The sequence below is a fragment of the Caldicellulosiruptor acetigenus genome (genome assembly GCF_026914305.1).
GTDB lineage: Bacteria > Bacillota > Thermoanaerobacteria > Caldicellulosiruptorales > Caldicellulosiruptoraceae > Caldicellulosiruptor > Caldicellulosiruptor acetigenus.
This window is the reverse complement of the sequence record NZ_CP113866.1, coordinates 397,119-424,034: the sequence shown is the minus strand read 5'-3', so window position 1 is coordinate 424,034 and position 26,916 is coordinate 397,119. Positions and strand designations below refer to the sequence as shown.

Sequence of the window (26,916 nt, the reverse complement as noted above, 5' to 3'; positions counted from 1 at the left end):
TCTCTGAGTTTTAATAACAGTTCCTCAAAAGTTATTGAACCTGTTAGATTTTCCGATACTATAACAGTTTCATATTTGTTTTCCTTTAGCAGATATTCCCTGTAAAAGACCACTTCAGCGTTTTGAAGTTCGCTTGCAAGTTTCATATCAAACTCCTGAATTCCTGTAGCAACTGCAATCATGCTCTTACCACCACCTTCACAAAATTTGGACACAAAAAGGCACAGGGGGTTAATTGATTTCCCCTGTGCCTATCTCAATCGAACCCACGATGTTTACCGGCAGGTCAATGTCTTTTGTGGTGTAACTGCCATTTGCATTTCTTTTGTACGCTCTAAGTTTGATGTGCAGAACATCTCCTTTTATCAAATACGGTGGTCTTCCGTAAATCTCCATTGCTTTTGCATAGCTGAACCTGTCGCCCAATGGCCAGTCACTCCATTTATACAGTCCATCCCACAGATCTCTGTATCTGTCGGGCCATTTTTCTTTCACATATGAGTTGTTGTTTGAAATAATGAATTTTGGTTGCAGTTTGGGGTCAAAGATATCACTGCTCCAGTTCATGGAGTACGGGACAGTTGTAAATACCGGTGCAGGCAATGGTTTTTCCCTTTTACTGCTTCGTATGAAATCTCACGGTTCTTTACTGTGTCTTCCGGATACAAAACTGTATGCAGGTTATTCAGTGTCATTGTTCCATTCTTAATTGAGCATTCCCAGTAACCGGTAATAACTTTTGTTACTTTACCTTCCTTTGGCGTTGGGGTATCGACTGTGTCAAACCATACTTCAATCTTTTCTACATAACCTGTTGTCTTTGCTTTTATGATAATGCCTTCGCCCAGTTTGAAGTCGCTTGTTTTGATGGTGTTTTTAACAATAGACGGAACTTCGGTCATGTTCTTTGCACGTTTTGCAAACTTCTCTGTCCATGCCTGTATTGTGATGTCGGAACTGATGTAGTATGTCTGCACATACCAGTTGCTCCACAGAGGTTTTAGTTTAGTGCTTCTTGATGTTGGATTGTCTTGAACCCTGTAGCCTATCTCGTATGTTCCATCATAGATGTATCCTGCACTTTCAAGCGTATCGGGTAACCTGTCGAAATACCGGGTCTGCTCGTTGAATTTAATGTACCATTGCTCTGCGTTTTTGGGGTCTCCGTCAGGGTCAGAGTATGTTGTTGTCGGCTTTAACTTTGTCCTGTGGTTGGTAATTGTCATGGTGAACGTACCTGCTGGTGGGTTATTTACAGCGTCTGGTTCTGTATCTTTGCTTGGTGAGTATATCTTGAACCACTTTGAGGTTACAGCTGAATAGTTGTTATTCGAATCTTTAACCTGCAGTGCGAGTCTGTAACTGCCTTCTGGCATTGTTGCAATGTAGCTCTTGATTGTGCTGATATTGTTGTTTGTTGTTTCACCAAAGTCCTTGTTGGTGCTACCATCGCTGTTGTAAATCCACCAGTGCCATGCTGTGATTGTATCACCGTCTGGGTCATAACTCTTGTCCTGTAAGTTGGACGGCTGGTTACCCTTGAGTATTTCAGAATCCACTACAAAGTCAGCTACCGGCGGATTATTGCTGGTAGTCAAGTCAATCATCGCAATCTTTGGTTTGCTCCATACACCAACGCCGTTTGGTCCATCGCAGTCCTGGACTTCTAACTTGATGAGGTATACCTTGCCACTCTGTAATGTCATGCTCTGGAGATTGCTGAGTGTTGTATCTGTCCATGTGTTGTCATCTATTGTCTTATACTGCCATTTCCAGTTGATTATCCCTTTATCAGTCCTGTTATACTGGTGGTCCGGGTCATAGCTCTTGTCTGTGATTGTCAGCTTGCCAGTGGATTTATTGTATACTGCTGTGAAGTCTGCAATTGGTCTTCTGTGAACATAAAGCACCATCTGCCGTTCAAGCTTGCTCCAGAGCTTGTACTCATCGAAATCACTGCTGCCTGGTGGTGGAGAATCCTGTACCTGGAATGTTATTGTGTACTTTCCTACCTTGTTGAATACTTCGATTGGGTTGTTTAACCATACACCATCAAACTCTGCCTTACCCTGTGAGTTGTCGAAGACTGTTTCATCGTGTTCATAGCGCCATCTCTGATTGATAATTGTGTCGTTCTCATAGTCCTGCCAGTACGGGTAATAAACTACCCTTTCCTCATCAGCAAGTACGTATACCGGGTCGGGAGCGAATTGCACATTGGTGTATTTTGCTTTGATGTCTGCAAGTGCCTGGTCTAGGGTTGTTATTGCATTGCCTTGACTATCATAGAGTTTGCCGTCGGTTGCGTTGGCAAGCTGTCTGAGTGTTACCTGCTGCTGGTAATAAAGTTTATCAAAATTTGTTGAGGGTGTAACGCCAAAGAATTTAACATTGTAACGTGTCATGAAGTTCAGCAGCATTTTGTCAATGCTCCAGAATGAAAAGTACTGTCCCCAATCTCCGGATGTTCCCTGTGTATCAGATACATAAATTGTATAATTGTCTGAGTCTTCTCTATAATTAGTTATGATTGGTGCAGCACTCAGTGAAATTACAGGAGTATTAACGTATCCTATTGCATATGGGTAACCACCGGATAACGTCCTGTAAATAGTGCTTCCTGAGCGGAAAACTAAAGTACCGGATTTATTTATCCACTCTTTATCCGCATTAGGTACATACATATCTGCTACGTTTGCTATCGTATAGTAACCGCTGAAAGATGAATAATTGTTATTCTGGTCTATATATGCTTGCCCAATCAGTGTTGAGTATTTGCTGCTACTCAATACTGCTTTTGGTATAACCTGTTTTAATGATTGGACAGCACCTGAGTAAGGAGTGACAGTATAAATCCAGCCATTATTACTGGGTTCTTCCAAAAACCAGTTTAAAATACTTTGCACCCACATAGGGTTAGAAGGATCGAAGTTAAAACTTACATCAGTTGAAATACTGCCTGCTGCGGTACTGTAATCGTACAATGGTACAAGTGAGACAAATTTGTTCAAGTCGGATGAGTTCATTCTTGGATAATCCGAAGTATAGTCATATATAGTATCATCGCAAAACCTGCCATACTTATCTTTTAGAACAGCCGAGAAGTATGGCCAGTAATCAGTATAATAGTAAACAGGCCAATTGTTTAGATCCATCGTACCACAGGGACTTATACTGTCATAAATGTCGTAAAAACTATTGCTATATCCACTCCATTTAACATCGTAGCTATAGGTAAAAGTTTTGTAGTTCGGTGAATAATACCATGACCCAAAGAAGAGAAAAGCATTCCTATCTTCATAGCTACTTGACCAAAAATCAGTTATGTGATGTTGAATTTTATATACTTCAACATTTCCATAACCAGTGCTCTTTTTAAATCTGAGAATTATACTTGAATGAAAGTCACCTCTAGTATTACTACTAAACCCTGGTCCTGGTCCTTGATAATTGTTTCTCCAAAGCATTTCAATCTCTTGTATCCCTGTTCCCATAAGAATAAATTGATAGTTCAATGGTCCTGCAATCTGTCTACCAATCAATGAAGCAATCCTTTCAGAGTAAAGACACTGATATAAATTGCCACTTGTTGTAAGTATATAAGCTACACTAAAGAAACCATTTCTATCAGCAAGGAATTTGACACTTTTCACTTTTTCCCCTAATGTAGCCAGTGTATTTACTATTCTGGAACTTGTATCATATCTGAAAACATAATAAGTTCCATTTTTAACACCCACGCCGATACCATATCCGCCGTATATGTTTGAAGCTGCGATTACATCATCGAAATCATAGTTTAACCAGCTCCTTAAAAGTCCGCAAGAATATGCTTTTTCAGTATTACCAACGTTTTGTGTTGTGTTGGTTCCATCGTAGCTATTGATAGTAACATATACTCCATATGGATATAAATCTGCTTTGAGTTGATTGAGTTTTCCTACTATTTGGTTGTATGCACTTCCTGTTTTATCGGTCAGAACAGTTATATTAACTTTTTTAATTTCTGTTTTGCTTGCATTCAAAGTTGCAATTGGAGCAACGTTGATAACTTCGACAGTTTGTTCTATTTGTGCCGACTTTCTATCACTGCTTGTTACAAACTGTGGTATAGTTTCCTGCCCAAATTCTTCCTTGACAATTAATTTCACCTCATACTTACCAACGTTGTTTGTTTTAATAGTAGCCGTTGTCAGGTTGCCACAATCAAAGTTGTCTATGTCAAAAGTCGATAAGTTGATCTGCTGCCATGTCCCGTCAGATTTGAGTGCATACCAGGTTTCGTCGTCAAAATTACCGTCATTATTAGAATCCCACGCATAAAGCCAGGCATGTTTTGCTATGACATCGTCATCGGGACTGTAACTGTTACTGGTAAGTTGGACTGTAGCTTTTGAGCTATCATTTGGGTCTCTAATTATTTTTGTTGGGCAGGTATAACTCGCTACTGGTGGCTCGTCCGGCTTAATCTCTATATACCATGTTTCAGTTGCACTGTTGCCATAATTGTTTGTAAGTGTAAGAGTAACCTTGTACCTACCTGACTGTTTGAACAAACACGTGAGTTTTGATGAACCTTCGAGTGATTCCACAGTTTTTATACTTGTCGGGTCTATATCACCGGTTACTGGTGTTATCGTCCATTTTGCTTTGCTCCAATCAATCTGTGCACGTTTTGAACCTGCGTAACTGTACGAACCATCTAAAATAACCTTTCTATTTTCCTTCAATGTTCCAAACGTGTACAGTTTGGGTTGTGGAATTGCAGGGATAACAGAAAATGAATCAGTTGCTGTAGCACTTAAACCCAAACTGTCTGTTACAGTTGCCGTGGCTGTATATGAACCAACTTTTGACGACCAGAACAAACGACCATCGAAATAATCCCCAAGGGGTGTTACAGTAATTGATACATCCTTAATACTGTCACCCAGTGGTGCATCAGGGTCATAATAAGAAGTTGTTATATACACATCATCACCCTGTGGTACAACCTTTGGTGTTGCTGATACCCAAACGTATGGTGGATTATTGCTGAGTGTAACTTGCTGTGCTCCAAATATTTCAGTATCCGTTCCTTCTTTTGTGGTTCCGTCTGTAAATGTAACCACTGCTCTGAATTCGAACTGTTGTGAACTATTGTTGTCAACCGTATATGTCTTTGTGCCAAGCGGTGCTGAAACAGACGTATTGTTGCCTGTGATTGTCTCAATTAATTCACCATTGCAGTACAAATCCCATTTACTTATTTTTTCCCGCCGGTAGATGAAATTGAAGCACTCACCCCTACCTGTACGTCTGTCGTTGGCGGATCTATTTGTCCTGTGAATGGGTTCTTGGTTGCCTGTGCTGTCTGTGGTGAAATCACACCATCGCAGATTACCTCACCTGGTTGTTGGTCCTGCTGGGGTGTTGTTATACTTACTGGTATCGTAATATCGTCATAGCCATTGAGTGTTGTACCGTTTGACAGTGTACAGTATGCCCTTGTAACAAACTTAATACTTGTCATACCGCTTTTTAGGGTAAAGGTGTAGTTCCTTGAAGCGCTAAATGTGTTCTGGTCGTTTGATGTAGTTGCAATCGGGTTTGGCTGGGTTTCGTTGCTCTCACGCAGATAGATTTTCCACTGGGTTACTTTTGTTCCTGCTGGTTTGTTAGAAAGTGTTGCATTGGTTGTAAGTACAACAGTAACTTTGTCGCCTTCCTTGCCCGAGATGGACGTTTTGTCTGCTGTCAAATCTGCTGTAACAATACCACCTGTTGCTTTCACATCTACTTCTGCTTTTGTCCACGCAACCGAACTCCACCCAGACCACTGAGTTTGAGAAGGATTGCTTATACTTTGGAGCTGGTATCTCACTTTTCCATAGTAAGCTGGTGTCCCTTGTCCTGTTCCATCTGTTTTAAGTGGTATTTTTGAAGCATCGTACTGGAAAGTTTTGATACTGTCGAATGAATAGTTCGTAGCAAGACCGTTTGTGATTGTTTTTGAAATCACATTCCCTGCTGGCGGGTTGCTGGTATCAATGTAAAACTCCATTGCTGTTATCTGATAGCCTGCTGGTAGTGATGGTACTGTAACTTTTGCACTGATATTGTGGGTTACATACTGGCTTGGACTGTATTGACCGTTTGTGATTGTAATGGTACTCTGTGATGGTGTTACTGAAAGCTGAAGCTGTGGCGGTTGTAGATTGACGTCTACTTTGATTGTGAAAGACATTGTTGCAGTATTTTCCGATACTACAGTTTTTGTTCCATTACCTGTGTCGAAAACAACTCTTGTTTCCCCAGTAACAACTACATTGTTATTCCCAGGTTTTAGTAGACTTGTTGGTATCTCAAAGTATCTTCCCTCTACTTCAGTTCTGAAACTTACAGTATTAGAGTCTTGTCCTATCACTATAGCATCTCGCCATTTTGTTATTTCGCTGTTAATTGCACTTTGTCCATTTATTGTGATATTGACTATCCTTGTCTGGTATGTCTGGACATCATTTCTCGTTAAGGTCATCCTGTCGTAATATGGTTCTACATAATGACTGCCAAGGTCATCTTCCAGTTTACCATCGATGTAAATATTCACAGCTGGTTTATCTGTTTTTGCAGGGTCATATCTTAAAACTGCTCCTGCTATTGTTGAAGTAGAACTTCCGCTTACAAAACTTAAACCTGATACAATACTGCCACCTACGCCTTCTGTTGTAACTTTGGGACTTCCACCCTGTGGAATGAACCCTGAATATGTTCTGTACCTGAGCCTGCCTGTTGAATCCTTCCAGATTATTCTTGCAGACGCATTATTGTTCTGGTCAACACCAAGAAAAGCCACATATGTTGAAAGTCCTGTCCAGCTTGTTACTTTTCCGCTGTCAACAAGCAATTGTTTTAAAGTTTGATTTGTTCCTGAATCATATTCCTTGAGGAGATACAAATTTTGAAACAAAAGTTGCCAGTCATTTGGTGATACTTTGCTTGGGTCGTAACCTGTAAGTCCAAGAGCGTCTTTTGCGGATGCAGGAACACTGGATATTGGAACTAATTTGTCGGGTGTTATAACTTCTGGTGTGTAGTCAGGTGGAAATCTGGGGTCAGAAAATGGAGCTTTTGACATTGAATAGCCAAGGTATCTAAACCAGCCACGAACGGCACCTGCTGTCCCTGGCAGTGCTAATCTGTATGAACCGTTGCTTTGTTTGACTGCATAGAAATATCCGTCAGGTGCAGGTTTAAACCCGGCTGGTGAGACAAGATGGTTTGCAGGTACATCATCTGGTTCGCCATAAACTACCTGCCCACGTTCTGCGTAGATTTCGCTATTAAAATGTAGCGTCTTTGTTGTTCCATTTATAGTAACATCTAAAGTTGGTTTTACGCCTGCTTTTTTTGCCCACTCTGTATAACTCAATCCATTGTAGCTATCAAGTCCGCCATTATACAAAGTAACATCGTCGGCTTTAACACTCTGCCAAATTCCTACTGGTGGGATAAGGCTTAAAACTAAGGACAAAATACATAAAAAAGAAAGAGCCTTAAACCAGCTCTCATGCTTTTTATTCATTTTCTATTTCACCTCACTACTTATTGAGTATATTTTGAATTTGGTTTGGCTACTAAAAAAGTTATTCCGCTCATTTGTGGTTTTGTAGGATAAATCTGATAGTTAACTCCTGATTTATCACCTAACCAGCAGTTGTAGTATACATACACATTACCATATTGTTTTATCAAAAACATATTCTTTGATACTAAATATTTTGCTGTATAAGTGTTCACATCTTTTTTGAATTCATCCCTGTACGCAATTGGAATGTAATTGATAGCTTTGTTCTTGTCCCACTCTTCAATTCCTGTCATATCTGCTTCATCGTACATTAAAACAGTAGCATGGTTATTGTTCAACGCTGCAGAATATACAAAACCAGCTGAGGTTTGCTTGCAATTCATCATCCAGTAAAAATAATCATTTGGATAACTTTTAAACGTTGCTTTAACAAATCCCAGAGACTTAGGTTCCTGTATTCTGAATGTTGCTTGCCTCTGAGCGGGGAAAATTCCATCGCCAAACTCGTCTGCATTACCTAACGTTTCAAACTTTTTGATGTCATCTCTGTATTCCATATATTCTCCTGCCCCAACTTCCACTTTAGGTATCCAGTATTGATACGACTTCACACTCACCTCATCCAGCACATCTCTCTTTGTCCTATCAAACACCCTGTTTATCATCTCAACAGCTTCAGCTCTTGTGAGCGCCTTTGCAGGGTTGAAGTAATAAACACCAATGTAAAGCGCCGACTGGTCAGGTGTGATGATACCCAAATCAGCAAGCCTTAGCATTGCCTCTCTATATAACTGCGGTATCTTTGAATAGTCCTTGCAGTAGTAAGCAAACCTTGTATGGTCTGTTGGGTATTTTCTCGGGTAGTTCACAAGGTAATCTTCAAGGTACATGTTGAAATACGTGTGTTCTCTAATGTTGTATTTCCCAAACCCGCCTCTGAATGTATCAACACCTTTGGAGTAATAGTACCAGTTGATTGTTGCTATATCCTGTCTGGTGATGGGCACACCAAGTTGTGTTACTTCCTTTTCCCCATCAGCAACACACTCGGCAACTTCTACTGGGTCATCTACTGTATGCCTCAACGTACCCCATTGTGTCTTTTTTACAAGGTCTACAGGATATTTTATTGACTTTGCTTCTCTTACAACGTCCATTGTAAAAAGCCAACCCTTTTGGTATGGTCTTGGTGCGTATACTAACTTGTCAGGATACTTTTTCTTGAACTCATCAAGTATTTTCTGGAATGGGTCTGTAATGTATTTATACGTTCCTGGTGCTAAACTTGTTCCTTTATACCTGTCCCACACATACTTTATCACTGTTGAACCATCTGCGTATTTGTACTCAAGTATTAATAGCTGATAGCCTTGAATGAAGTCTAAAAGGTCATAACCTGCAATTTTAAGATTGTTATACTCATAATTGCTCGAAAGTGGTCCACCGAAAAAGCAAATTCCTCTCATGAACGCCTCTGTCGGGGGCACTCTCCTTATCGACACTGGAATATTCTTTGCTTTCAGCTCTGGCACTGCATTTATGAGCTTCCACACAATATAGCTTGCCTGTGCCCTTGTGAGTGGTTTGTCTTTTTTGACCTCACCAGGTATCAAGCCCATCTGCACTGCCTTTCCCCAGTAGTCTGCAATACCATTCGGTTTTACCTTTGCGCCCAGTAGCAGTGATGTCACAAGCTCACCGGCTGTGATGTATTCTATCTTCTGGGATATAGATTGTGAAATTGTTCCTGCCTGTGCTGCTGGGAAGGAAAGGGTTAGAATTAAACTCAGGATGACTAAAAAGCTCACAAGTTTTTTCATGGTGCTATCAACTCCTTTGACAAAGTTTTTCTCAATATAGTTATATCATGATTTTTGAATTTGCTACCGCAAAATTTATCGTCCTCTAAAAAATAGAAAGCCCTGAAAATAGTTTCCTGCAAACTATTCTCAGGGCTAACTTTCTATCTAAGTTGCAAACTTATTGGATTACTTCTTTTTTAGCTTTTTCTCTTAATTTTCTCATTTCTTCTTCAGCTTTTTCTGCCTTTTTGTGAATATACTCAATAAATTCTTTTCGTGTCATATTTTTTGTTTCCTCGTAAATTTTCTCCCTTATCTCATGTAATTCTTTCATATCACTCGTTTCAAACCTATCAATCACTTCTTCTTCTAACATCATAAGCGGTGATACCAGTTGGATTTCTCTATAACCCATTAACTTATTTATTCCGTTTACACCCTGAATTGTTTTTACTTTTACAATATGCTTAAAATTCCATGATACCAGTATTTCACAATCTTTGACACTTGCTGCAGCTATATGAATCGCATGACCAGAATATTTTGCCGGAATTATTCCTTCAGCAATATACTTCTCAGCAAGCTCCATTACCTGCTCGTCTATAACAATTTTTTCATACTCTATCCCATTAAGATACTTAAACAGTTTACTTTTCTTTGGTTCTGGACACTCATCTAACTCAGTTGCTACTGCATCTGAAATGTATATATCATACTTCCCCTTTTTAACTTCCTCCCAAAATTCTTTTGTTACCTGCATATACTCGGGATTATCCTGCTGGTCCAAATGACTGATAACTGAGGTGTCCAGATATACTCTCAGTTTTCTCAATGTTGTAATTTGCCCCTTTCTTACACATACTCATTTTCTATATCCCTGAATACCACAGGTCAGCGTGTTTATGCTATAAAAAGCAAAAACCGCAGGTTTTCTGCGGTCTAATTTCTATTTTTACATTTCTGTAGACAGGTTTTAAATACAGTTTCTCTAACTGTTTTTTATTATACATCGAATTTTTAGGTTTTGCAATACAATTTAAAGTTAGAATTCACAAGGGTTCTGACTACTGGCATAAGTCTTGTTTGGGCTTTTGAACCAGCTGTTTTGTAGCTGACATGACTTTTTTCTGTCGCATCCTTGTGTAAACGTTTACAATCACCCTTTTCACTCTATGGCCTGTTCTAACATTTTAAGCCCGGCTCAAAAGCCATTTTCGGGTTTGGTTACTGTCTGCAACCCCAGTAGTTGTCTGTGTTTTTCGCTATATGCAAAAGCCGCTGTGAGCTTTTGATTCAGCTTTTCCGCAGGCACGTTTGCGAGACTGTCAACTACTCCTACCTGTAGAGGTAGGAGCTTGCTCTACCTGCCCTTGCGGACAGGGAGCATTAGGCTGGTTGACAAGCAGCCCTCTCAGGTTTATCTGCTGAACTTCCACAAGGTACCTTATCGCTATGTTCGTTGCACCTACTATGTCAGCATTTTCTTCATAACCGCAGCGCTGACACTTAAATAACTCACCATGCCCTGGACGGTTATCTTTCGATACATGTCCGCACACAGGACAGGACAACGAAGTATAGGACGGATCAACCTTTACTGGGCGTATTCCATTGTAGAGTATTGATTTGTACTCCAATTTGTTCTGCAGTTCGGCAAAAGGCCATTGTTCTGCTTGACGGCGTGCTTCACCATCACTACCACGGTACGTTGACCTGTTTGTCCTTATCATGCTCAAATCTTCCATGACGAACAGCGCTGCCGGATGCTTCCTGACAAGGTCTATGGTAAGTTTATGCAGAAAGTCAGACACAAACCGTTTCTCGCTTCTGCCAACCTTTTGGAGTTTTCTTCTGGCAGAGCGAGTGCCTTTTGACATCAACTGAGAGCGCAGTTCGTGATAGTGATGCTTGATACGTCTAACCTGGTCAGGAAGCGGTACGGTATATCTCGTACCAGCAGTTGATACTACCGTCACAATGTTTCTCTCACCAACGTCTATACCGGTAATCTCTTTGTACAGTTTTTCGTCAACTTCCAGGGTTACTGGGATGTGCAGGTAGAATTCTTTGGATGGTTTATCATAGACAAGTACAGGGTCACCTATTTCGCCGTGTTTTAAATAGTTGTAGTGCTGTTTCCAACCGGTGATTCGAATGTTTTTAATTCTGCCATAGATGGAGGCGATGGAGACAAAAAAGGTATCTGTATTCTGGTCGTACTTGATGGAAAAGGTACGGCCGTGTGTGTAGTTTACCGTGAAAGCTTTTCGTTTTGAAGGTTTATTCCAGAATTCTTTAGTTGTGTTGCTATTTTGTTCCCTGTGCAGTAGATTGTTATATTGTGACCACAGGGTTTGGTATATGTCTGCTGCCTGTCGGTAGACATTAATAGCCAGCTGGGCGGGGAGAGAAAAACTCTTTCTAATAGTCTTGTAGTAGAGTTTGTGCAGTTTCTTTACGTTGGTTGTTTTGTCTTTCAGGTTTTCGGCTAAGACAAAGTTAATAGCGTTAGTGTATGCTTTTGTGGTTTCTAGGAGTTTTCTTTTTTGTTCTTGCGACAGCCAGAGTTTGAATTTACAGGACAATGTTAACTTCATTTTTCACTCACCATGTATATTTTACCATATGATTGAAAAAATCAACCCGCTTCCTCTCCAACCTGTAAAGGTTGGAGCTTCCGCGGAAATTAAACGGTGAACAACCGGTTTTGACCTTTTTAAAATAGCGAACATGTATTTGTTATACTTTTCCCCTGCCCCTGAAAACAAAAGGCAGGGATTAAACCCTGCCTTGAAATCTATTGTTTCTGTTGCTGATTTCTAAGCTCTTTTACTTTCTCAATATCAAGTCCTGTTACTTTAGCTATAAAACTGTCTTCTGCACCTTCAAGTATCAGATTTCTTGCTATCTCGAGTTGTGCTTCCATTCTGCCTTCCATTCTGCCTTCAATTTTACCTTGATTAAATTTTTTCAGTTGTACCTCATCCAAAAGTCTTGCAACATTGGATACAAACTCACCCATTTTCTCAGCTCCCCCTGCTTGAGCTTTTCTGCCAGTCTGTCATATTCCTGTCTGTCTTCCTTTAAAAGCCTTGGACGAATTACATTTCCCGCCCATATCAAAAATCTTTCCAGGGTGGCAGGACTGAACTGCTTGAGTTTTGGCACAATCTCCTTCAGTCTTTTTACAAGCTCTTCTGTATCATCTCTTGCCTGCTCTAAGTAGAACACTACTGGACTCAAGATATCCTCTTCCTCTTGCAGCAGAGCCTTTGCATCCAATTTTGAAATGTTGACAACTGCGTACCTGAAAATATCGTCTTTGAAAATATCAAATTCGCTGATTATTTCCTGTGGGACATCCCAGTCTTTTTCAAGCCCGTTGTATGTGACTATTGGGATTATTGCCGGTAGTTTTTCTGTACCTTCTCTTATCTTTCTGGCCCATAGCAAAATCATGTACTTTAGAAGTCTTTCCGGCATGTCTTCTGCTACCGTTGACTGGTTCTCAATTAAGATGTAGAAGTATACTTCCCTGTCTTTTAGTCTTGCCTTTGCTATGACGTCTGCTCTTTTCTGTAGAAATTCCTCATCTACAAATTCTTTGTCAGCAAGTTCTATTGAGTCTTCTTGAATATCTTTTGCCCAGCTGTAGCCTATTACATCTCTCACGAGGAAGAGAATATCTTTTGGATCTTCAAACAAGAACTTAAAGGTTGAATCATGTTCCTGTGGTGGCAAACTATCACGCATTCGCTAACTCCCCCTCTTTTAGCAAACTTCCAGCAGGGGGAGGAGAATTTTACCCTTTACATTTTTATTATACCACACAAAAAATAAAAGTCACAGAGAGACCTGTGACTTTGTTTCAATTTTTACATTTCTGTAGACGTATTCTCCACACATTGCTTCAGACAGTTTCTATTATACACCCGATTTTCAGGTTTTGCAATACAATTTAAAATTAGAATTCTCAAGTTTTAACTGCTGGCGCAGGTTCTGTTTGGGCTTTTGAACCAGCTTTGTTTACCAGTAGTATGACTTTTACTGTCGCATCCTTATGTAATCGTTTACAATCTCCTTCCCTACTTTGTTGCTTACTCTGGTACTCTAACCCCAGCTCAAAAGCCCTTCTCAGGTTTGCCTGCTGCCTGCAAATTCAGGTCTATCAATGGTTTTGCAATACACCCTGTGTCTGATTTGAGCTTTTTGTTCAGTTTTCCCACAGGCACATCTGCGAGATCCTTCGCAACTGGATTCAACCATTTCTAATAGCGAACACCTGTCAGCTATGGCTTATCTCTACAGTCCCAGCAGAATCCTTATTTTCTCCTCCAGTTCTTTCAATTTTTCTTTTGGTAATTGTCCTATCTTTTTTACAAGCCTTTCTTTTGAAATTGACCTTATATCTTCCGGTTTTGCAAACGACACTCTGGCAAGCCCGCTGTTTTCAGGCTGTATCTCTACATGCATGGGTATATTCTTGTTCTTGCTTGTGATTGGCACAACAACCACTAAGTCAGCAGGACATGAATTGAACTCATCAACAGAGATTATTACTGCTGGTCGAACACCGCTCTGTTCATGGCCCCGTGTAGGATTTAAATCTACAAGCCATATTTCTCCTCTTGTAGGGTTCATTTTTCAATCCCATCCTGCAATGTGTTTTCCCACAGCTGTCTTTCTTCAATTTCTTCCTGCCACAGCTTATTGTTTTCTTTAAGAGCAGCAAAAGCTTCCGCAGTTGCTGAAAGTATAACTTTTCTTTTGTACTCTGCAAGAGCTTCCTGAATTATCTTCTGCATTGGTTGATTGAGTTGCTGAGAAAGTTTTTTTAAGCCTTCATATGTTTCAATATCCACTCTTACTGTTGTGGTTTTGTTCATCAGAGATTATCACCCTGTAGATTGATTTGTCTACTTAATAGTATACCACATTGAAATAACTTTTAGCAAACTAAAAAACCCTGGTTAATTAAACCAGGGCAGTTTTGTATCTATTTTTTACATTTCTGTAGATGCATTTTCAACACAGGTTCTCCAGTTGATTTTATTATACACCCGATTTTCCGGTTTTGCAACACGGTTTAAAAGCAGGATCTTCAAGGATTTTAGTCACTTCTGCAGGTTGTGTTTGAGCTTTCAAGCCAGCCTGCCATTTGCCAGTATTGTTTTTTCGTTACTACGTCCATATGTAATCGTTTACAATCCTTCTTTCAGTCTTTTTGCCTGTATCCCTGCACTAACCCTGCTTGAGAACGCGGAGCAACTTTTAACACTTGTTTTGAACTCTGTTGCCTTAATAAGGTTTTTGATTCCATATGAATATGAAAAGGCTATGCAGCATCCCCCTGACAATCCAGCGGTTATTTTAGACATCCTGTGCGGATGGTACTTCAGGTTGACTACCTTGCCTTTAAAGTTATATTACTGCCGAGTAGTTTCTTGATTCAAAAATCTTAACCAGTTGTTTTGTTCTTAACTCATTCTGGTAAATGACTGTTAATCTCCAGATTAGCTGCCACAGGTCAGAATCAAACTTTATATATTCAACCTTTAATCCTATCTGTCTTGCTTCTTCATAGTTTATAACCTGTCCATGGTTAGGATATTTATCTATGTCAAGAAGTTGCGACACTATCTCAGCAGCTTTTTTAGGATTATCCTTGCACATTGACCGCAGTAGCCATTTTTCCCCCAGGTCTCTTGTAAAATTTATGGCTTGTTCACAACTGGTCAAGAATGCAGGGTCTATTCCCTGTAGTATCGGTATGTAAACAGGATTTAACCCTTTCTGTTCTGCTTCTTCCTTTATTTTTTCAATCCCTTTTAAAAAAGCTATTGCAGGTCTATATTCTACTATTCCTGAAGGTTGTCTGATTGGTATTTGCGGGTCTATAGGACCAAGTTCAGATGAATCACTCATTACAATTTCATCTGCTGCCAAACACATCATGGTAGCAGCACTTTTAGCCATTAACGGAACAATAACACGAAAACTCTTTGCTTTTGATAGTATTGAATTTACTATCAGTTCAGCAGCATTTGGATCCCCACCAGGTGAATGAACAATAAGGTCTACGTCATCCTGACAATCAGGTCGAATGTCATACAATATATCATAAAAAGGAAGCAGGTCATCTCTTGTAATACTGCTGAGAGGATGATTGTGATTGGCAATATAAATCAGAACTTTTCTTCCTGTTAGTTCTTCTATCTTTTTAATCCATTCTTGTCTCTGGTATCTGTCGCAATTATTCGCATAGAAAAGTGGTGTTTGAGAAGGAAGAAATTCTGAATACATTTACTATTTCACCTTCTATGCTTTTGTCTTATATGGTCTTCCATATAGATGTTCTCTAACTTCTTTTTCATTCAGCATATATTTTTCAAGTTTTCTCAGTTCTTTTTCAATACGCTCATATGAAGTTTTGAAAGTTCTGCATTCTTCACTTGTTTTTTTATTGCCTTTACTGTAATCCAGATTTTTAAAAAATGCTTGCAAATCTTTCATTGCTATATCCTCCTCACTTTGTAATGAAACCTGACCCCCTTTTCAAAGTGGTTAATAGACTAACATTTTAAGAAAAAAATATTTCTGTGTTTTTATTGTAACACAAAGTTCCAGAAATTACAACAGATATTGAGCGACCATTATGCTTTTACTTTTAAATACACTTAACTTTTGAACGCGCAACGGAAGTAACCCGTTACACTACAAAAACAAAAGCCATAATTCTTCTTCTCTGGTCTGGTTTTTATTGTTGCATTTTTAAACACATCTTTTTACTGACTCTTGGATTTTATTACTGTAATTATATTTCCCCTGTACTCTATTTTGAAACTCAGCGGGTAAATATTAACTGACTGTAATTTGAGCCGGCCGGGAATTTCTTTAGATTTTGTTCGATGTTACTTCAACCACTTGTGCTTTTCTATTGCTCAATAAATTCCTTTTCTATTATTTCGAGAATAAAGCGGTAATATCTCCACACTTTTTCATGTCTCCTGAATAACAGTGCAACTACCAGCATAACTGCAGTGAAAAGAAGTACCACTCCCACAACCCAGAAAAGTATATCTCCACCATTTTTCAATATATCCTCACCCAGTAAATTCATCACTGTGAAAATGCCTATATACACTGGTAATGCAATTGAGGACCAGAATTGAGATTCCATTTTTCTGGACCTCGAATAATCCTTTAATGTATAATACAAATCGTAAAGTTTTTCTCTGGGAAGTTTGTGTAATTTTGTCCTTATATCTGTTATCAGTTTCATCCGGTCATCCTTTTTTACTCTTCCCTTATACTCTTTATAGGAAATTAGATCGTATTCTTTTACAAGGTATGGAATTTTCTTTTTCCAGAACATCAATTCATACACCTCCAAGGATTTTGTCTTTTTATTTTTTATCGGTCTTTCCTGTCTTCCAGTAATCGCACAGAAAATTTAAATCACAGATACTGCAACGGGGGTTACCCGGCTTGCATACCTCAGCTGCAAAATCCAGGATGCCGTACGAGTATTCCACAAAACTCTTTTGCGGTAAATGTGTCCTGGCCAGCTCAATAAAGTATTTTTTCCGCCGGGTTTCGCCGTCCGGCTGCAACCCGTACAGTCTGCACAGCACTCTGACCACATTTGTGTCAATTATTACATCCGGAATACCGTAGCCGAATATTCTTATTGCTGCTGCAATATAATTTCCAATACCGGGTATTGCAAGCAACAGGTTTCTGTCAGCGGGTATTTTGCCGTCATAATTCTTCAATATATATTCCAGTCCTGCTTTAAAATATTCCAGCCGGCATCTTCTCCCCAGTGATAGCATCCTCTGAACCACTTCATCAAACCGGTTATAAAGAGTCCTTATATCCGGACAGACGGATACGATGTGGTTGAAAACAGGTTCAACCTGATCCGCTCTCGTCCTCTGAAGGAGAACTTCCGACAGATAAACTTTATATGGAGTTCGTTCACAGCGCCAGGGATATTTTCTCCCGTTTGTCCGGTAAAAGTTTATCATAAAATCGGTTATTATTTCTTTTTTACTGCCCGGCACTTCTTCTCTCCCTTTCCGTGGAATAAACCCCTCAATAGAGGATTCTGAAAAAATTCTACAGTTCTTCAACTATCCTTGCAATAATTGCCGCTTCTCTTCCTTCCAGCAGAACTGCGATTTCATAATTTCCTTCTGTCATACCCGAATATGTGAAATTTGCGGAACCCACAACCGCTTTGTTTCTATCCACCACCAGTACTTTGGCATGCAGAACACCCTTATTTCTGCGGGAAAACTCTCTTACTGTAAAATGTTCGAACTTTTTGACTGCTGCCAGCAGTTTTTCCCTGACTCCGGCAGGTTGTTCACCAAGGTCGTTGACCACGACATACACTCTTATACCCCTGCCCGCAGCGCCGGCAAGCAGATCAACCAGTGTTGTGGAAGTGATGAGATATGCCGCCACATGAATTTCATCGGTCGCAGATACTATGAGTTCTTCTATGACGGTTCCCAGCGAACGAATACCCTTTCCGACAAGTTTTTCACCGGTCACAAGAATTTCAATCATGGCAAATTCTCCACCAGAATATGTCTGTCAAGCCACATGTTTCTGTGCTCGCATGATGTTTCTGAAACCATTGTGCAGGCGTAACATGCAGCACCGTTCGATTTGCCCGGAGCAAATTCCTGTTCCCCGCACAGAGGGTCATTTGAACATTTCTCTGCCATCTGATGAACCCGGGACAGAATCTCTCCAAAATGTGGAACAAGAGAAACCAGTCCCCCCAGTGTACCGTCTGCCCCGGGCTGAACAGTATAAAAAATAATCCCACCGCGCGCATGCCCGTCTCTGTCTATGTCGAAATAAATCCGTTCTCTTATCGAAGAAAGTGAATATCCCGAGCCGACAGAAAGAGTCCTGAGTATGATGTGTGAAAGAGTATGCCACCAGACAAATACAGGGTGAAGTTCATCTCTGTACATATCGTCTCTGAACAACCCGGGCTGGTTGTAATTTTCGTTTCTCCTGTTCCTGTACGCATTTAACCACTTGCTGTAATTCTTTCCACCGGACTGAAAATGGTTTTCATCATCCTTTTCCAGCATGACAAAAATTCCTTCGCCCATAAATTCTATTCCTGGAAGCCAGCGATTACCTCTTTCATCTGTAAAAGATATATCGACCAGTTCGGTCTCTTCTGGTTTTGAGCAAACAAATCTTCTGTATCCTGTCTGTACTGTTACAGTATTTAACCTTGTTACCGGAACAATTCTGAAATTCAGACCGCCGGGTGACCTGAAAGTGCGAATATCCTGTTTTATAACTTCAAAAAGAAGTTCTGCAGACCCCCTTCCGCCGGCAGATGCACCGTTGTATGCTGCATCGACAAGCCTGTTGAATTCATCCACAAGTATCTCTCTGTATGACTGCGGTACAGGTTTTTTCAAATCCTGCAGCGCACTTTCTATCTCTCTCCAGTCATATTTCAGGATTTCTTCATATGTTACTTCTGTTATAAGAGACTGTCTTCTCAAATCTTCAAGCATCTTTAAAAAGTTATTGCAATTGAGCTGAGTACCTAGCGAACCCGCAGTGATTACGGCAGTTCTTATTGCCTGATTCTCGAGAAGCCGGTGTAATTTCGTATGTCTCGGTGGAACTGTAAAAAGCGTTACTACTTCCGGTATCCTCAGATTGCTTGCCTGGCGTTGAATGATTCTGGCTTCACGTCTGCACCCGGGTCTAACGGGAAAACCCTCTGTTTCTCTTTCCGGAAACCGGCCGCTGCAGGGCCAGGGGCGATTGTATATTTCACCCATATTTACTTCGGCTTTACATACAGGACATCTGATTTTAATTTCTTTGAGACTTGCGCCCTGTCTCTGCCAGTAAAACCATTCCCCGGTACATTCCGCGGTTCTTTTTGATTTGCTGTGTACCACGTAGTTCCAGTCCACATCGTCAAGGTGTCCTGCCGGACAGGCCCTGACGAAACGGATGGCTTCACGGCGCTTTTTCTTCCACCTTCCACCTGAACGTTTGCACTCCGGACAGTCATCACCCAGTCTGTAGAGAATACCGTGGTCTATGCACAGCCCCCATCCGGGAAAAGGCCGGGTCGTGTACAGTGGGACATTTTCTTCAATACCCAGTTCGGCATTGGATGGTATCCGGAATATTCTTGTACCGTTGCGGAACAGACCTTCCGTTAACCGCTGATGGCTTATTTCAAAATCCACCGGTGACAGATTTTTACCGTTCACCGGTCTATTGAAGAGTCCGGCAAGCGGACCGGGTATAATCCTGGGACCGGTGACACTTTCCAGAATTGAACCGGGACCATAGGTCAGTATAAACTGCGATTTTCTTATCTGCTGCTGTGGCACCTTTCTCACCCCTTCAGGTTTCAAATGTTATAGTCTCTTCAATATCCCGCAGTGACTGCGGTACATTTCTGAATACTACTCTGAAACCTGCACGTTCATGTGGAGGGTCACCGAGTACAACATCGGATGTAGTTCTGAAATACTCTGCATATTTCAGGGTATCCCCGGACGTATTCGAAATAATCTTCCATCTATCAAGTTCCGAAGCAATAAACTGTTTACAGTAATCTCTCACGGGTCTTCTGTCTGCCGGTTGTTTCTGGGCCCTGAGCTCCATAAGATCACACAGTTTTCTCACTTCCGGGCAGTTCCTTCTTCTGAGCATCAGGGATGCCGAATCATCTCTGTGCCACAACAATCCTGCATGATTGCCGTTTCGCAGAATTGATGTTACAACCGCACCGCCGGCTCTTTCCAGTGCACCCGGCGAAAAAGGCGAAACTGTGACCGGTTCAACGTATCTATCTAGTGCACGGTGATATCCGCAGAACATTTCGTAATGGCTCATGTCTCTTGGCCGCGAGGCCCTGTAGAAGACAACGACAAGAGCTCCCGTTCTGCGCCCGACTCGACCCGTGCTCTGGATATATGCAGAGGTTGTTTTTGGCTGTCCGTGGACCACCATAAGACCCAGCCGTCCTATATCTATTCCTGTTCCAAACATAGATGTTGTAAACATTGCATCGGGACTGCCCGGAATCAAAGGGTTACCTGAAAAACTTGAATTTATCAGTTCCAGTAAAGCCGGCAGCTCCGTCGAATCCGTTCGACCGGAAAGTTCGACAACATGGTCCGAGCTGTCAATCAGCTGTCGCACATTTCCACCTTCTGCTATATCCTTTAATCTCTCCGGAATATCCTGCCAGTATGTAGCCCTTGCACCGGCAAGCTCTCTTATTGCATTGAAGTATCCTGTCAGTGTCCAGTAGGGGTCAATTTCTTCCCCGCTGAATTTATATGCAAGCTCGTATACGGTCTGCATAAGTCTCGCCCAGATTCTTATAACCGGTGTCAGCGGTCCACGGCCGGGCGCACATATGCCTGCATACAGTCTTCCCGGCATTCTGTCATTCAGCGGATCCGCCGGAACTATTCTCAGGAAAAATCTGTCCGCAGGATCAAGTGCCGGTGGTGGAAACTGCAATAATTTTCTGGTAAATACTGACTGTACCTGTTCTGTCGCCCGGGTAACAGTTGCCGTTGAGGCAATGTATTTTACTCTGTATCCTTCACAGCTGCACAGTTCGTCCACTGCAGTTTCGTACAGTCCCACCAGGCTCCCGAGCGGTCCCTCAATCAAGTGGAGTTCATCCTGGATAATTAATTCGGGTGGTGAAAATCTATTTACACTGACATAATTCGGATTGTTTGCCGTCCCTGCCGGAGACGGATGTATACCGTTTGAACTGTTCGCATCAACAGGTGGAAGAGAATCCCTGTAGTAACCGTACACACAGTGGTGATAATCAACATTTCCGAAAATACTCCCGGCACGTGGCTCAAATGGAAGTCTTGCAAATTTATCCACTGTTGCCACAAGAAGCGATGGACACCGTGAATAAATCTGACTGTCAACCGTCAGAGCAGGTACCGGAATTCTATCAGCAATATATGGCTGACCTTTTCGAAACGGTTCGGGTACATATATAAATCTGTTATTATCCGGTGCTTTTACGTAAGTTTCTCCGGCATTTATAACCGTTGGACACATCAGGGCAGGTATCGTGTCGCAGATACGACCTGCCGGTTCACCGGCACACCAGGGTTTGTGCAGAGGGCAATCCGGGTTCGTGCAAAAAATGTCAAAGTCGTACTCCTGAACACTGCCATGGCTTTTTGAAATATACTTTCTGATAAAGTAACCTGGTTTTGATGCTCTTGCACACACTTCTTTGACCCCGAGTTTGACAGAAACAATATCCCTCCACCAGGTATCAAGCTCACGGGCACTTATTTCAGCTCCGGGTTCGATGGTAAAACTCAAAGTACAGTGCTTACTGGATCCGTGTGGAGTACTTCTGATTTGTAGAACTTTGAGTTTAACGGTACTTAACGCCCCGGTTGATAGAAGATTCAGGTTTTTACTGGTCTCAACGACAATATGGAGAGTAAAGCTATGCGATATCCCACCGTTTTCAGGAACTGCAAGGATGCTGCCACAGGCAGGGCATTCCAGAACCTGCACGGGTTCACCGGATCCTTTTTCTCCTTTGAGAATGCTCAGCGCTCCGGGAATCTTTCTGTTTTCTCTGGTTTCTGACAGGGATAGAGTATCCGTAAGTCTGTTGGGTGTCACATTACCGCCTACCCACAGTCCTGCCGAAAAAACGGTCGTTCCCCAGATGAAATGTCCTCTGATACTGCATTTTGAGGGTCTCCAGCCAATTTCACTGTTTTCGCCGAGCCCGTAAACTCTCAAATACTCACATGCAGTGATAAGTCTGAGTGCCCGTCTGAATTGCTGTATTGTTAGCAGGCGAAGTGTGTACCTGGTTATAACTGCCACTCCCGCTCCGGTTCTGTCCCCCTCATTTTTCTGCAGTGCACGTCTCCTGCGCATTGCCAGCGTAAAAGCAATTATGGCAAGATACGTTTCTGTTTTTCCACCTCCGGTTGGTATCCACAGAAGATCGCAGTATTTTCTAAACTCTGACGAAGGATTTACGATGGATTCCAGAACCATGAGAATAAAAGCAAGCTGAAACGGTCGCCATTTGAGACTTTTCCCTGTTACCCATTCCGACTGCAGAGAAATGGCCCTGTTTGCAAAACAAAAACACAGTCTTGTTTCTTCATCCTGTACAAGCAGGTCTATTCCTTTTTTAATTCTTTCAAGTACCGTTCTGCATCTGTTTATGAGCCGGAAAGCTATTTCTCTTTCTTTTTCTTTTAAATTTCCGGTCTGTTTTTCCTGTTCTTCAATCCACCGGCTGTAACCTCTGTACAGCGGCAACAGCTTTCTTTCAATCTCCTCTTCATCCCAGAGTTCTGCAAGCACAGCAGTATCAAGTTCAGGTCTTTCGTCATTCTTCCACTCAAAGTCTGGATTGGCAATTGTATAGACAGGAACGAATTCTGTTCGCAGATCCGGCAGGAAAAATTTCCGGTATATTTCTTCACCGTATTTTCTGGCAACAATTCTGCCATCCGGCCAGCCAAACGGATATTCGCACATGCTGTTTTCGTTCAACCAGCCTGCCGGGTCAATTTCCCTCCATACAGCTGAACAGAGATGCCCTTTTGCTATAAGAGGAAAATTTCTGTAAAGGAAATTTATCTCCTCATCCTCCATTCCGGCATCTTTTATGTCAATCTGCATTGATTCTACTTTTGTGTTTTCAGCACATACGATGCGTATCTGTGGCTGGAATATCTTTTTTCATCACTGTTTTTTCCCAGTTCATTCTGTATGACATTAACCAGATATATGCTCACATAAAAAAGGTTTTCAGCAGTTTTTTTGCTATCTATATACAGACAGACTTCCGCGGAAGTATCATCCGGGACAATTTCACCGTCCTTATCTATTTTCAGTTTCCGTCTGCTTCTGTTTTCTTTCTCTGATGGAACAAAGACTTCCACCGGACCGGAAACAAAAGCCCTTGCCTCTCTCTTCCACTGATTTTCTTCCACCTGAAAATACCTTGCCCAGGTAACACATATCTGAATTTCAGGGTTATTGTTTCTGGCAGACAGGCAGAATGAAATCCCCATTGAATGCGGTATATCTTTCGGGTTGAGTTCGGGCGAAAAGACCGCTGTATTTTCGCCGGTATCCATGTCTTCGGGTTCTCCGGTATCAATTTCGATAAATGCAGCGTTTTCTGTATCCGGATCCCTTTCTTCATGAATGTTTTGTGGTGCAAGTACTCCCGTGATAAATTCACCTGACGGACTGTGGTTCAGAATTTCATCAACACCATTTCTCGGTCCGAGCACATCTTTGATCAGGTCGGCAAGAATAAGTTCTCTCATTCTAAAGCCCTCCTTTGCAAACAATTATTTGAAAATCCGGACTTATTTGCTGTAAAACATTATGAGAACATTTTTTTATCTCTGCAGCTATTCCATATGCCATGAGAGGCGGAACTGCATTGCCGACCTGTATGAATTGCTGTGTTCGTGATCCTTCAAATATGTAGTTGTCGGGAAAAGACTGAATTCTTGCTGCTTCCCGTACGGTGATTGATCTTAGCTGTTTGATGTCCGGATGAATATAATAATGACCGTCCTTGCTTATGTGAGATACAACAGTATGACTGCATGGCGCCTCCCAGTCAACAACTTTGAATCTATCGAGGAACGAATCTTTATTTCTGTGCGTCTGAAGATGTTCCGGTAAATCTGTGTATTTTAATTTTTTACCATTCAGATAGTACTCTATTGCAATTCTGTAAATTTCAAGGTCAAGTGCTCTGTGGTTTCTGGCCCTGTGATGTATTACAACATCCCTGTCCTGTCTTATTCCTGTTTTGCTGAGGTAATCTGAAGGTGGTGCAATATAATTCAATGGCTTTCTGTCCTCTCCTTCACCTGGTTTGAGAGGTGGCAGGTCAAGAAGCAGGTCTTTTACTTTATAGTTATGCTCTATTTTTTTGAACTCAGGATACTTGAAATTACTGCCTTTTTTCCATCCCATCAATATAACTCTTTTTCTGTTTTGCAAAACAAGAAAATCCGCACTGTTCAGAATACGGTATTCAATTTCGTAGCCGGCTTTTTTAAAGTAACGCTGAACAGTTGAAAAAAGTTTTCCGTCACCCGCGGAAAGTATCCCGGGTACGTTCTCGAATACAAATACTTCGGGTTTAAATTTTTTGAGGATTCTGATATAGTATCTGTAGAGATAGTTGCGCGGGTCGTTTTCCATGTTGTACGGGTCCCGGGCTCTCCCCACAAGTGAATATGCCTGGCACGGTGGCCCGCCAATCAGCAAATCTATGTTTTTTAGTCCTTTTTCTCTCATCAAACAGTTTATCCTGTCAACTATATATGGCAGTGTTTTATCATTTATTTCAATGTTTATAATTGTTTTACTTATTTGTCCGAACTCATCCGGGTATAAATTGACAAATTCTTCTCTGGTAATTTCTCCGTAAAGATATTTATAATACAGGTCTTCTTCGCCGTTCTCACGTAAAAAGTGATAAATAAGGCGTGTTTGAAGAGTTTGACAGCAGTACTTATCTTTTTCCACATGGGCTATAAAATTTATACCTGCTCTTCTGAAACCCTCCATCAATCCACCGGCGCCTGCAAAGAGGTCCACGGCAAACAGTTCCGTTCCTGGCATCCGGGTTCACCTCTTTTCAAACTCAGGGTAAAATTTCCTGACAGCAGTACACAGAAAAAGGTGGTTCTCCAGTCACTCAAGCGGGAAACAAAAGGTCCGATCCGGGTAACAATACCGTCCGGGTTCCTCTGCATGTTTTTAAATTTACTCCGGTCAAGCTGATACAGCATATATTGCCTTTAATTCTAATTGTACCTTACTCTGTTTTCAAATGCAACAGACCCTTACCTGAAAACTGAGTTTTATAATTGTTTGCTGTTCAACATTAAATAATACTTTTGCCTGATACAGGAAATCGGAAATTATCTCCCGAGTCTTTTTGCTATTTGCTTCAACAGTTTCAAATCTTCTTCCTGCAGATTTTGAGCCAGAAGCAGCAACTCTTTTACATCGTCAGCGGCAGCTTCTTTGTTAGCATCTGCCGTGGTCTGCAGGTTGTTTCTTGTGTCTTGCTCATCTTTAGAGCGCACATCAGTCCTGCACAGCAGATAATCTATGGTTACCCCAAAGAAATCTGCAAGTTTATTTAAAGCTTCTGGGCTTGGTTCACGAGATCCGTTTTCGTAGTGTCCAATGGTTCTTCCGCTCACATTAAGGACTTTACCAAGTTCCTCTTGACTTAGTCCCCTTTCAAGTCTTAGTTCTCTTATTCGATTTCTCACTGTGAACACCTCAATAATAACTATAACATTTTGTTCCTCTCTGCAAAATATTTTGAACTAAATGGTCTGATTTTATTAAAAACATATTGACATAGAACAATTTGTTCAGTATAATAGAGCTGTAAGTTCAGAACTAATTGTTCTATTGGGGTGAGTCAAGTTGACTTTGAAGGATTATCGAAAAAGAATGAAATTAACTCAATATGAAGCTGCCGAGCAACTCAACATTCACAAAGACTACCTTTCAATGATAGAAAGAGGAAAAAGAACACCTTCATACAAGTTGCTTACAAAGATGGCTAAGCTCTATCAAACCACTCCGGAGGAGTTGTTCAAGACGATACTTAATCAAACTATTCTTAATAAGTCTGGAGAGTGATTATAATGGCAAGACCGGCTGAAAAGGGTTTAGAGTATTTCCCTACTTTCAGACATTGACCTTGCGACATTCAATAAAATCCTTATTTTTTCTTTATCGAGCTTTTTAGTTATCTTTATCAACTCAGCAGTTTCTGGAGACAAGTCGTCAAGAAAGATAACCCTTTCTGGTTGAAAGGTTTTTAAAAAGCTATCCAGCAGCTTTATCTGTGTTGAGCTCAAATTTGCTACGGTGTTAATCAGACTCCTGACTTCAGGTGAAATCTCAGGTTCTTTTTCAGCAAAGAAGTCAGCAAGGGTTATATTGAAAGCTCTGCATATGTTTTCTATTGTGGTGATGGTTGGTTGTTTTATTCCCCGTTCAATTTCTGATAAAGCAGATTGAGATACACCGGCTAATTTTGAAAGTTGATATTGGCTTATTCCATACTTTCTACGAAGTTCAATAATTCTTCTTGCAACATCCATTAAAGTAATTGCCTCCTTATAACTTTGGCTATTTATAGATTACCACAACCAAACCCAATTTTGATTATAGCCTTAACAATCATTTATTAAACACTATTGCAATATATCGTCTATAGCGATATAATATAAATTGATTGGGGTGATTGATATGATAGGAAAGAAAATTCGACACTTGCGAAAAGAAAAAGGTCTTACTCAAAAAGAATTAGCAAAATTAACAGGTATCTCACAATCATATATTAGTGAACTTGAAGCAGGAATTAAAACAAATCCATCAATTGAAATCGCCAAAAGAATTGCTGAAGTGTTAGAAATAGATATATGTCAGCTGGTTTACGAAAGGAAGTGA

At 40.9% G+C, this 26,916-nt stretch carries 21 protein-coding genes and 1 pseudogene; 2 read left to right on the top strand and 20 right to left on the bottom strand.

Annotated elements, in window-relative coordinates; all coding sequences use genetic code 11:
• Positions 1-231: 231 nt before the first annotated feature.
• From OTK01_RS01850 to OTK01_RS01760, 19 genes and pseudogenes are all read right to left on the bottom strand, one after another.
• A complete protein-coding gene (locus tag OTK01_RS01850) occupies positions 232-603 on the bottom strand; it encodes a hypothetical protein (RefSeq protein ID WP_269011703.1) in 372 nt (123 codons plus the stop codon).
• The gene (locus OTK01_RS01845; RefSeq protein WP_269011702.1) at positions 564-5,234 is read right to left on the bottom strand and encodes a hypothetical protein; all 4,671 of its coding nucleotides are present in this window, start codon (positions 5,232-5,234) and stop codon (positions 564-566) included. The genes OTK01_RS01850 and OTK01_RS01845 overlap by 40 nt, the downstream gene beginning before the upstream one ends.
• Before the next feature lie 11 nt (positions 5,235-5,245).
• Positions 5,246-7,564 carry an Athe_2463 domain-containing protein gene (locus OTK01_RS01840; RefSeq protein ID WP_269011701.1) on the bottom strand — a complete coding sequence of 773 codons (2,319 nt, stop codon included), beginning with the start codon at positions 7,562-7,564 and terminating at the stop codon, positions 5,246-5,248.
• Positions 7,565-7,584: 20 nt separating this feature from the next.
• Positions 7,585-9,387 carry an S-layer homology domain-containing protein gene (locus tag OTK01_RS01835; RefSeq protein WP_269011700.1) on the bottom strand — a complete coding sequence of 601 codons (1,803 nt, stop codon included), beginning with the start codon at positions 9,385-9,387 and terminating at the stop codon, positions 7,585-7,587.
• A 160-nt stretch (positions 9,388-9,547) separates the two neighbouring features.
• A complete protein-coding gene (locus OTK01_RS01830) occupies positions 9,548-10,201 on the bottom strand; it encodes a type II toxin-antitoxin system VapC family toxin (RefSeq protein WP_269011699.1) in 654 nt (217 codons plus the stop codon).
• A 493-nt stretch (positions 10,202-10,694) separates the two neighbouring features.
• Positions 10,695-11,966, bottom strand: coding sequence for an RNA-guided endonuclease InsQ/TnpB family protein (locus tag OTK01_RS01825; RefSeq protein WP_269011698.1), 1,272 nt, complete (start codon positions 11,964-11,966; stop codon positions 10,695-10,697).
• Positions 11,967-12,166: 200 nt separating this feature from the next.
• A pseudogene (locus tag OTK01_RS01820) lies at positions 12,167-13,122 on the bottom strand (Rpn family recombination-promoting nuclease/putative transposase).
• Between the two features lie 549 nt (positions 13,123-13,671).
• A complete protein-coding gene (locus OTK01_RS01815) occupies positions 13,672-14,010 on the bottom strand; it encodes a type II toxin-antitoxin system PemK/MazF family toxin (RefSeq protein ID WP_269011697.1) in 339 nt (112 codons plus the stop codon).
• On the bottom strand, positions 14,007-14,255 hold the full coding sequence (locus OTK01_RS01810; RefSeq protein ID WP_269011696.1) for a CopG family transcriptional regulator: 249 nt from the start codon (positions 14,253-14,255) through the stop codon (positions 14,007-14,009). The genes OTK01_RS01815 and OTK01_RS01810 overlap by 4 nt, the downstream gene beginning before the upstream one ends.
• 535 nt (positions 14,256-14,790) lie before the next feature.
• Positions 14,791-15,672: an SDH family Clp fold serine proteinase gene (locus OTK01_RS01805; RefSeq protein ID WP_269011695.1), complete on the bottom strand. Its 882-nt coding sequence runs from the start codon at positions 15,670-15,672 to the stop codon at positions 14,791-14,793.
• A 15-nt stretch (positions 15,673-15,687) separates the two neighbouring features.
• A complete protein-coding gene (locus tag OTK01_RS01800; protein WP_269011693.1) occupies positions 15,688-15,882 on the bottom strand; it encodes a hypothetical protein in 195 nt (64 codons plus the stop codon).
• A 421-nt stretch (positions 15,883-16,303) separates the two neighbouring features.
• Positions 16,304-16,744: a hypothetical protein gene (locus OTK01_RS01795; RefSeq protein WP_269011692.1), complete on the bottom strand. Its 441-nt coding sequence runs from the start codon at positions 16,742-16,744 to the stop codon at positions 16,304-16,306.
• A 31-nt stretch (positions 16,745-16,775) separates the two neighbouring features.
• On the bottom strand, positions 16,776-17,435 hold the full coding sequence (locus OTK01_RS01790) for an HhH-GPD family protein (RefSeq protein WP_269011691.1): 660 nt from the start codon (positions 17,433-17,435) through the stop codon (positions 16,776-16,778).
• 55 nt (positions 17,436-17,490) lie between these two features.
• Positions 17,491-17,946: a phospholipase D family protein gene (locus OTK01_RS01785; protein ID WP_269011690.1), complete on the bottom strand. Its 456-nt coding sequence runs from the start codon at positions 17,944-17,946 to the stop codon at positions 17,491-17,493.
• Positions 17,943-19,766, bottom strand: coding sequence for a DUF1998 domain-containing protein (drmB, locus tag OTK01_RS01780; RefSeq protein ID WP_269011689.1), 1,824 nt, complete (start codon positions 19,764-19,766; stop codon positions 17,943-17,945). Before drmB ends, OTK01_RS01785 begins: the two co-directional genes overlap by 4 nt.
• Before the next feature lie 13 nt (positions 19,767-19,779).
• Positions 19,780-23,085: a DISARM system helicase DrmA gene (gene drmA, locus OTK01_RS01775; RefSeq protein ID WP_269011688.1), complete on the bottom strand. Its 3,306-nt coding sequence runs from the start codon at positions 23,083-23,085 to the stop codon at positions 19,780-19,782.
• A 5-nt stretch (positions 23,086-23,090) separates the two neighbouring features.
• Complete coding sequence (locus OTK01_RS01770; RefSeq protein ID WP_269011687.1) at positions 23,091-23,741, bottom strand: hypothetical protein; 651 nt, start codon at positions 23,739-23,741, stop codon at positions 23,091-23,093.
• 1 nt (position 23,742) lies between these two features.
• Positions 23,743-25,059, bottom strand: a complete 1,317-nt coding sequence (locus OTK01_RS01765) for a DNA cytosine methyltransferase (RefSeq protein WP_269011686.1) — start codon at positions 25,057-25,059, stop codon at positions 23,743-23,745.
• Positions 25,060-25,361: 302 nt separating this feature from the next.
• A complete protein-coding gene (locus tag OTK01_RS01760; protein WP_269011685.1) occupies positions 25,362-25,721 on the bottom strand; it encodes a helix-turn-helix transcriptional regulator in 360 nt (119 codons plus the stop codon).
• A 160-nt stretch (positions 25,722-25,881) separates the two neighbouring features.
• Between OTK01_RS01760 and OTK01_RS01755 the strand changes: the two genes are divergently transcribed.
• On the top strand, positions 25,882-26,100 hold the full coding sequence (locus OTK01_RS01755) for a helix-turn-helix domain-containing protein (protein WP_269011684.1): 219 nt from the start codon (positions 25,882-25,884) through the stop codon (positions 26,098-26,100).
• A gap of 29 nt (positions 26,101-26,129) precedes the next feature.
• Here the strand turns inward: OTK01_RS01755 and OTK01_RS01750 are convergent, their stop codons facing one another.
• The gene (locus tag OTK01_RS01750) at positions 26,130-26,567 is read right to left on the bottom strand and encodes a helix-turn-helix domain-containing protein (RefSeq protein ID WP_269011683.1); all 438 of its coding nucleotides are present in this window, start codon (positions 26,565-26,567) and stop codon (positions 26,130-26,132) included.
• Positions 26,568-26,715: 148 nt separating this feature from the next.
• Here OTK01_RS01750 and OTK01_RS01745 point away from each other — a divergent pair, with 148 nt between their 5' ends.
• Positions 26,716-26,916, top strand: a complete 201-nt coding sequence (locus tag OTK01_RS01745) for a helix-turn-helix domain-containing protein (RefSeq protein WP_269011682.1) — start codon at positions 26,716-26,718, stop codon at positions 26,914-26,916.

Coding starts and splice junctions, on each gene's coding strand:
- OTK01_RS01795 (WP_269011692.1), bottom strand. CDS start 16,744: ATGTTCTGGAAAAAGAAAATTCCATACCTTGTAAAAGAATACGATCTA.
- OTK01_RS01770 (WP_269011687.1), bottom strand. CDS start 23,741: ATGAGAGAACTTATTCTTGCCGACCTGATCAAAGATGTGCTCGGACCG.
- drmA (WP_269011688.1), bottom strand. CDS start 23,085: ATGCAGATTGACATAAAAGATGCCGGAATGGAGGATGAGGAGATAAAT.
- OTK01_RS01800 (WP_269011693.1), bottom strand. CDS start 15,882: ATGAAAGATTTGCAAGCATTTTTTAAAAATCTGGATTACAGTAAAGGC.
- OTK01_RS01825 (WP_269011698.1), bottom strand. CDS start 11,966: ATGAAGTTAACATTGTCCTGTAAATTCAAACTCTGGCTGTCGCAAGAA.
- OTK01_RS01840 (WP_269011701.1), bottom strand. CDS start 7,564: ATGAATAAAAAGCATGAGAGCTGGTTTAAGGCTCTTTCTTTTTTATGT.
- OTK01_RS01815 (WP_269011697.1), bottom strand. CDS start 14,010: ATGAACCCTACAAGAGGAGAAATATGGCTTGTAGATTTAAATCCTACA.
- OTK01_RS01805 (WP_269011695.1), bottom strand. CDS start 15,672: ATGTATTCAGAATTTCTTCCTTCTCAAACACCACTTTTCTATGCGAAT.
- OTK01_RS01765 (WP_269011686.1), bottom strand. CDS start 25,059: ATGCCAGGAACGGAACTGTTTGCCGTGGACCTCTTTGCAGGCGCCGGT.
- OTK01_RS01745 (WP_269011682.1), top strand. CDS start 26,716: ATGATAGGAAAGAAAATTCGACACTTGCGAAAAGAAAAAGGTCTTACT.
- OTK01_RS01785 (WP_269011690.1), bottom strand. CDS start 17,946: ATGATTGAAATTCTTGTGACCGGTGAAAAACTTGTCGGAAAGGGTATT.
- OTK01_RS01750 (WP_269011683.1), bottom strand. CDS start 26,567: ATGGATGTTGCAAGAAGAATTATTGAACTTCGTAGAAAGTATGGAATA.
- OTK01_RS01835 (WP_269011700.1), bottom strand. CDS start 9,387: ATGAAAAAACTTGTGAGCTTTTTAGTCATCCTGAGTTTAATTCTAACC.
- OTK01_RS01810 (WP_269011696.1), bottom strand. CDS start 14,255: ATGAACAAAACCACAACAGTAAGAGTGGATATTGAAACATATGAAGGC.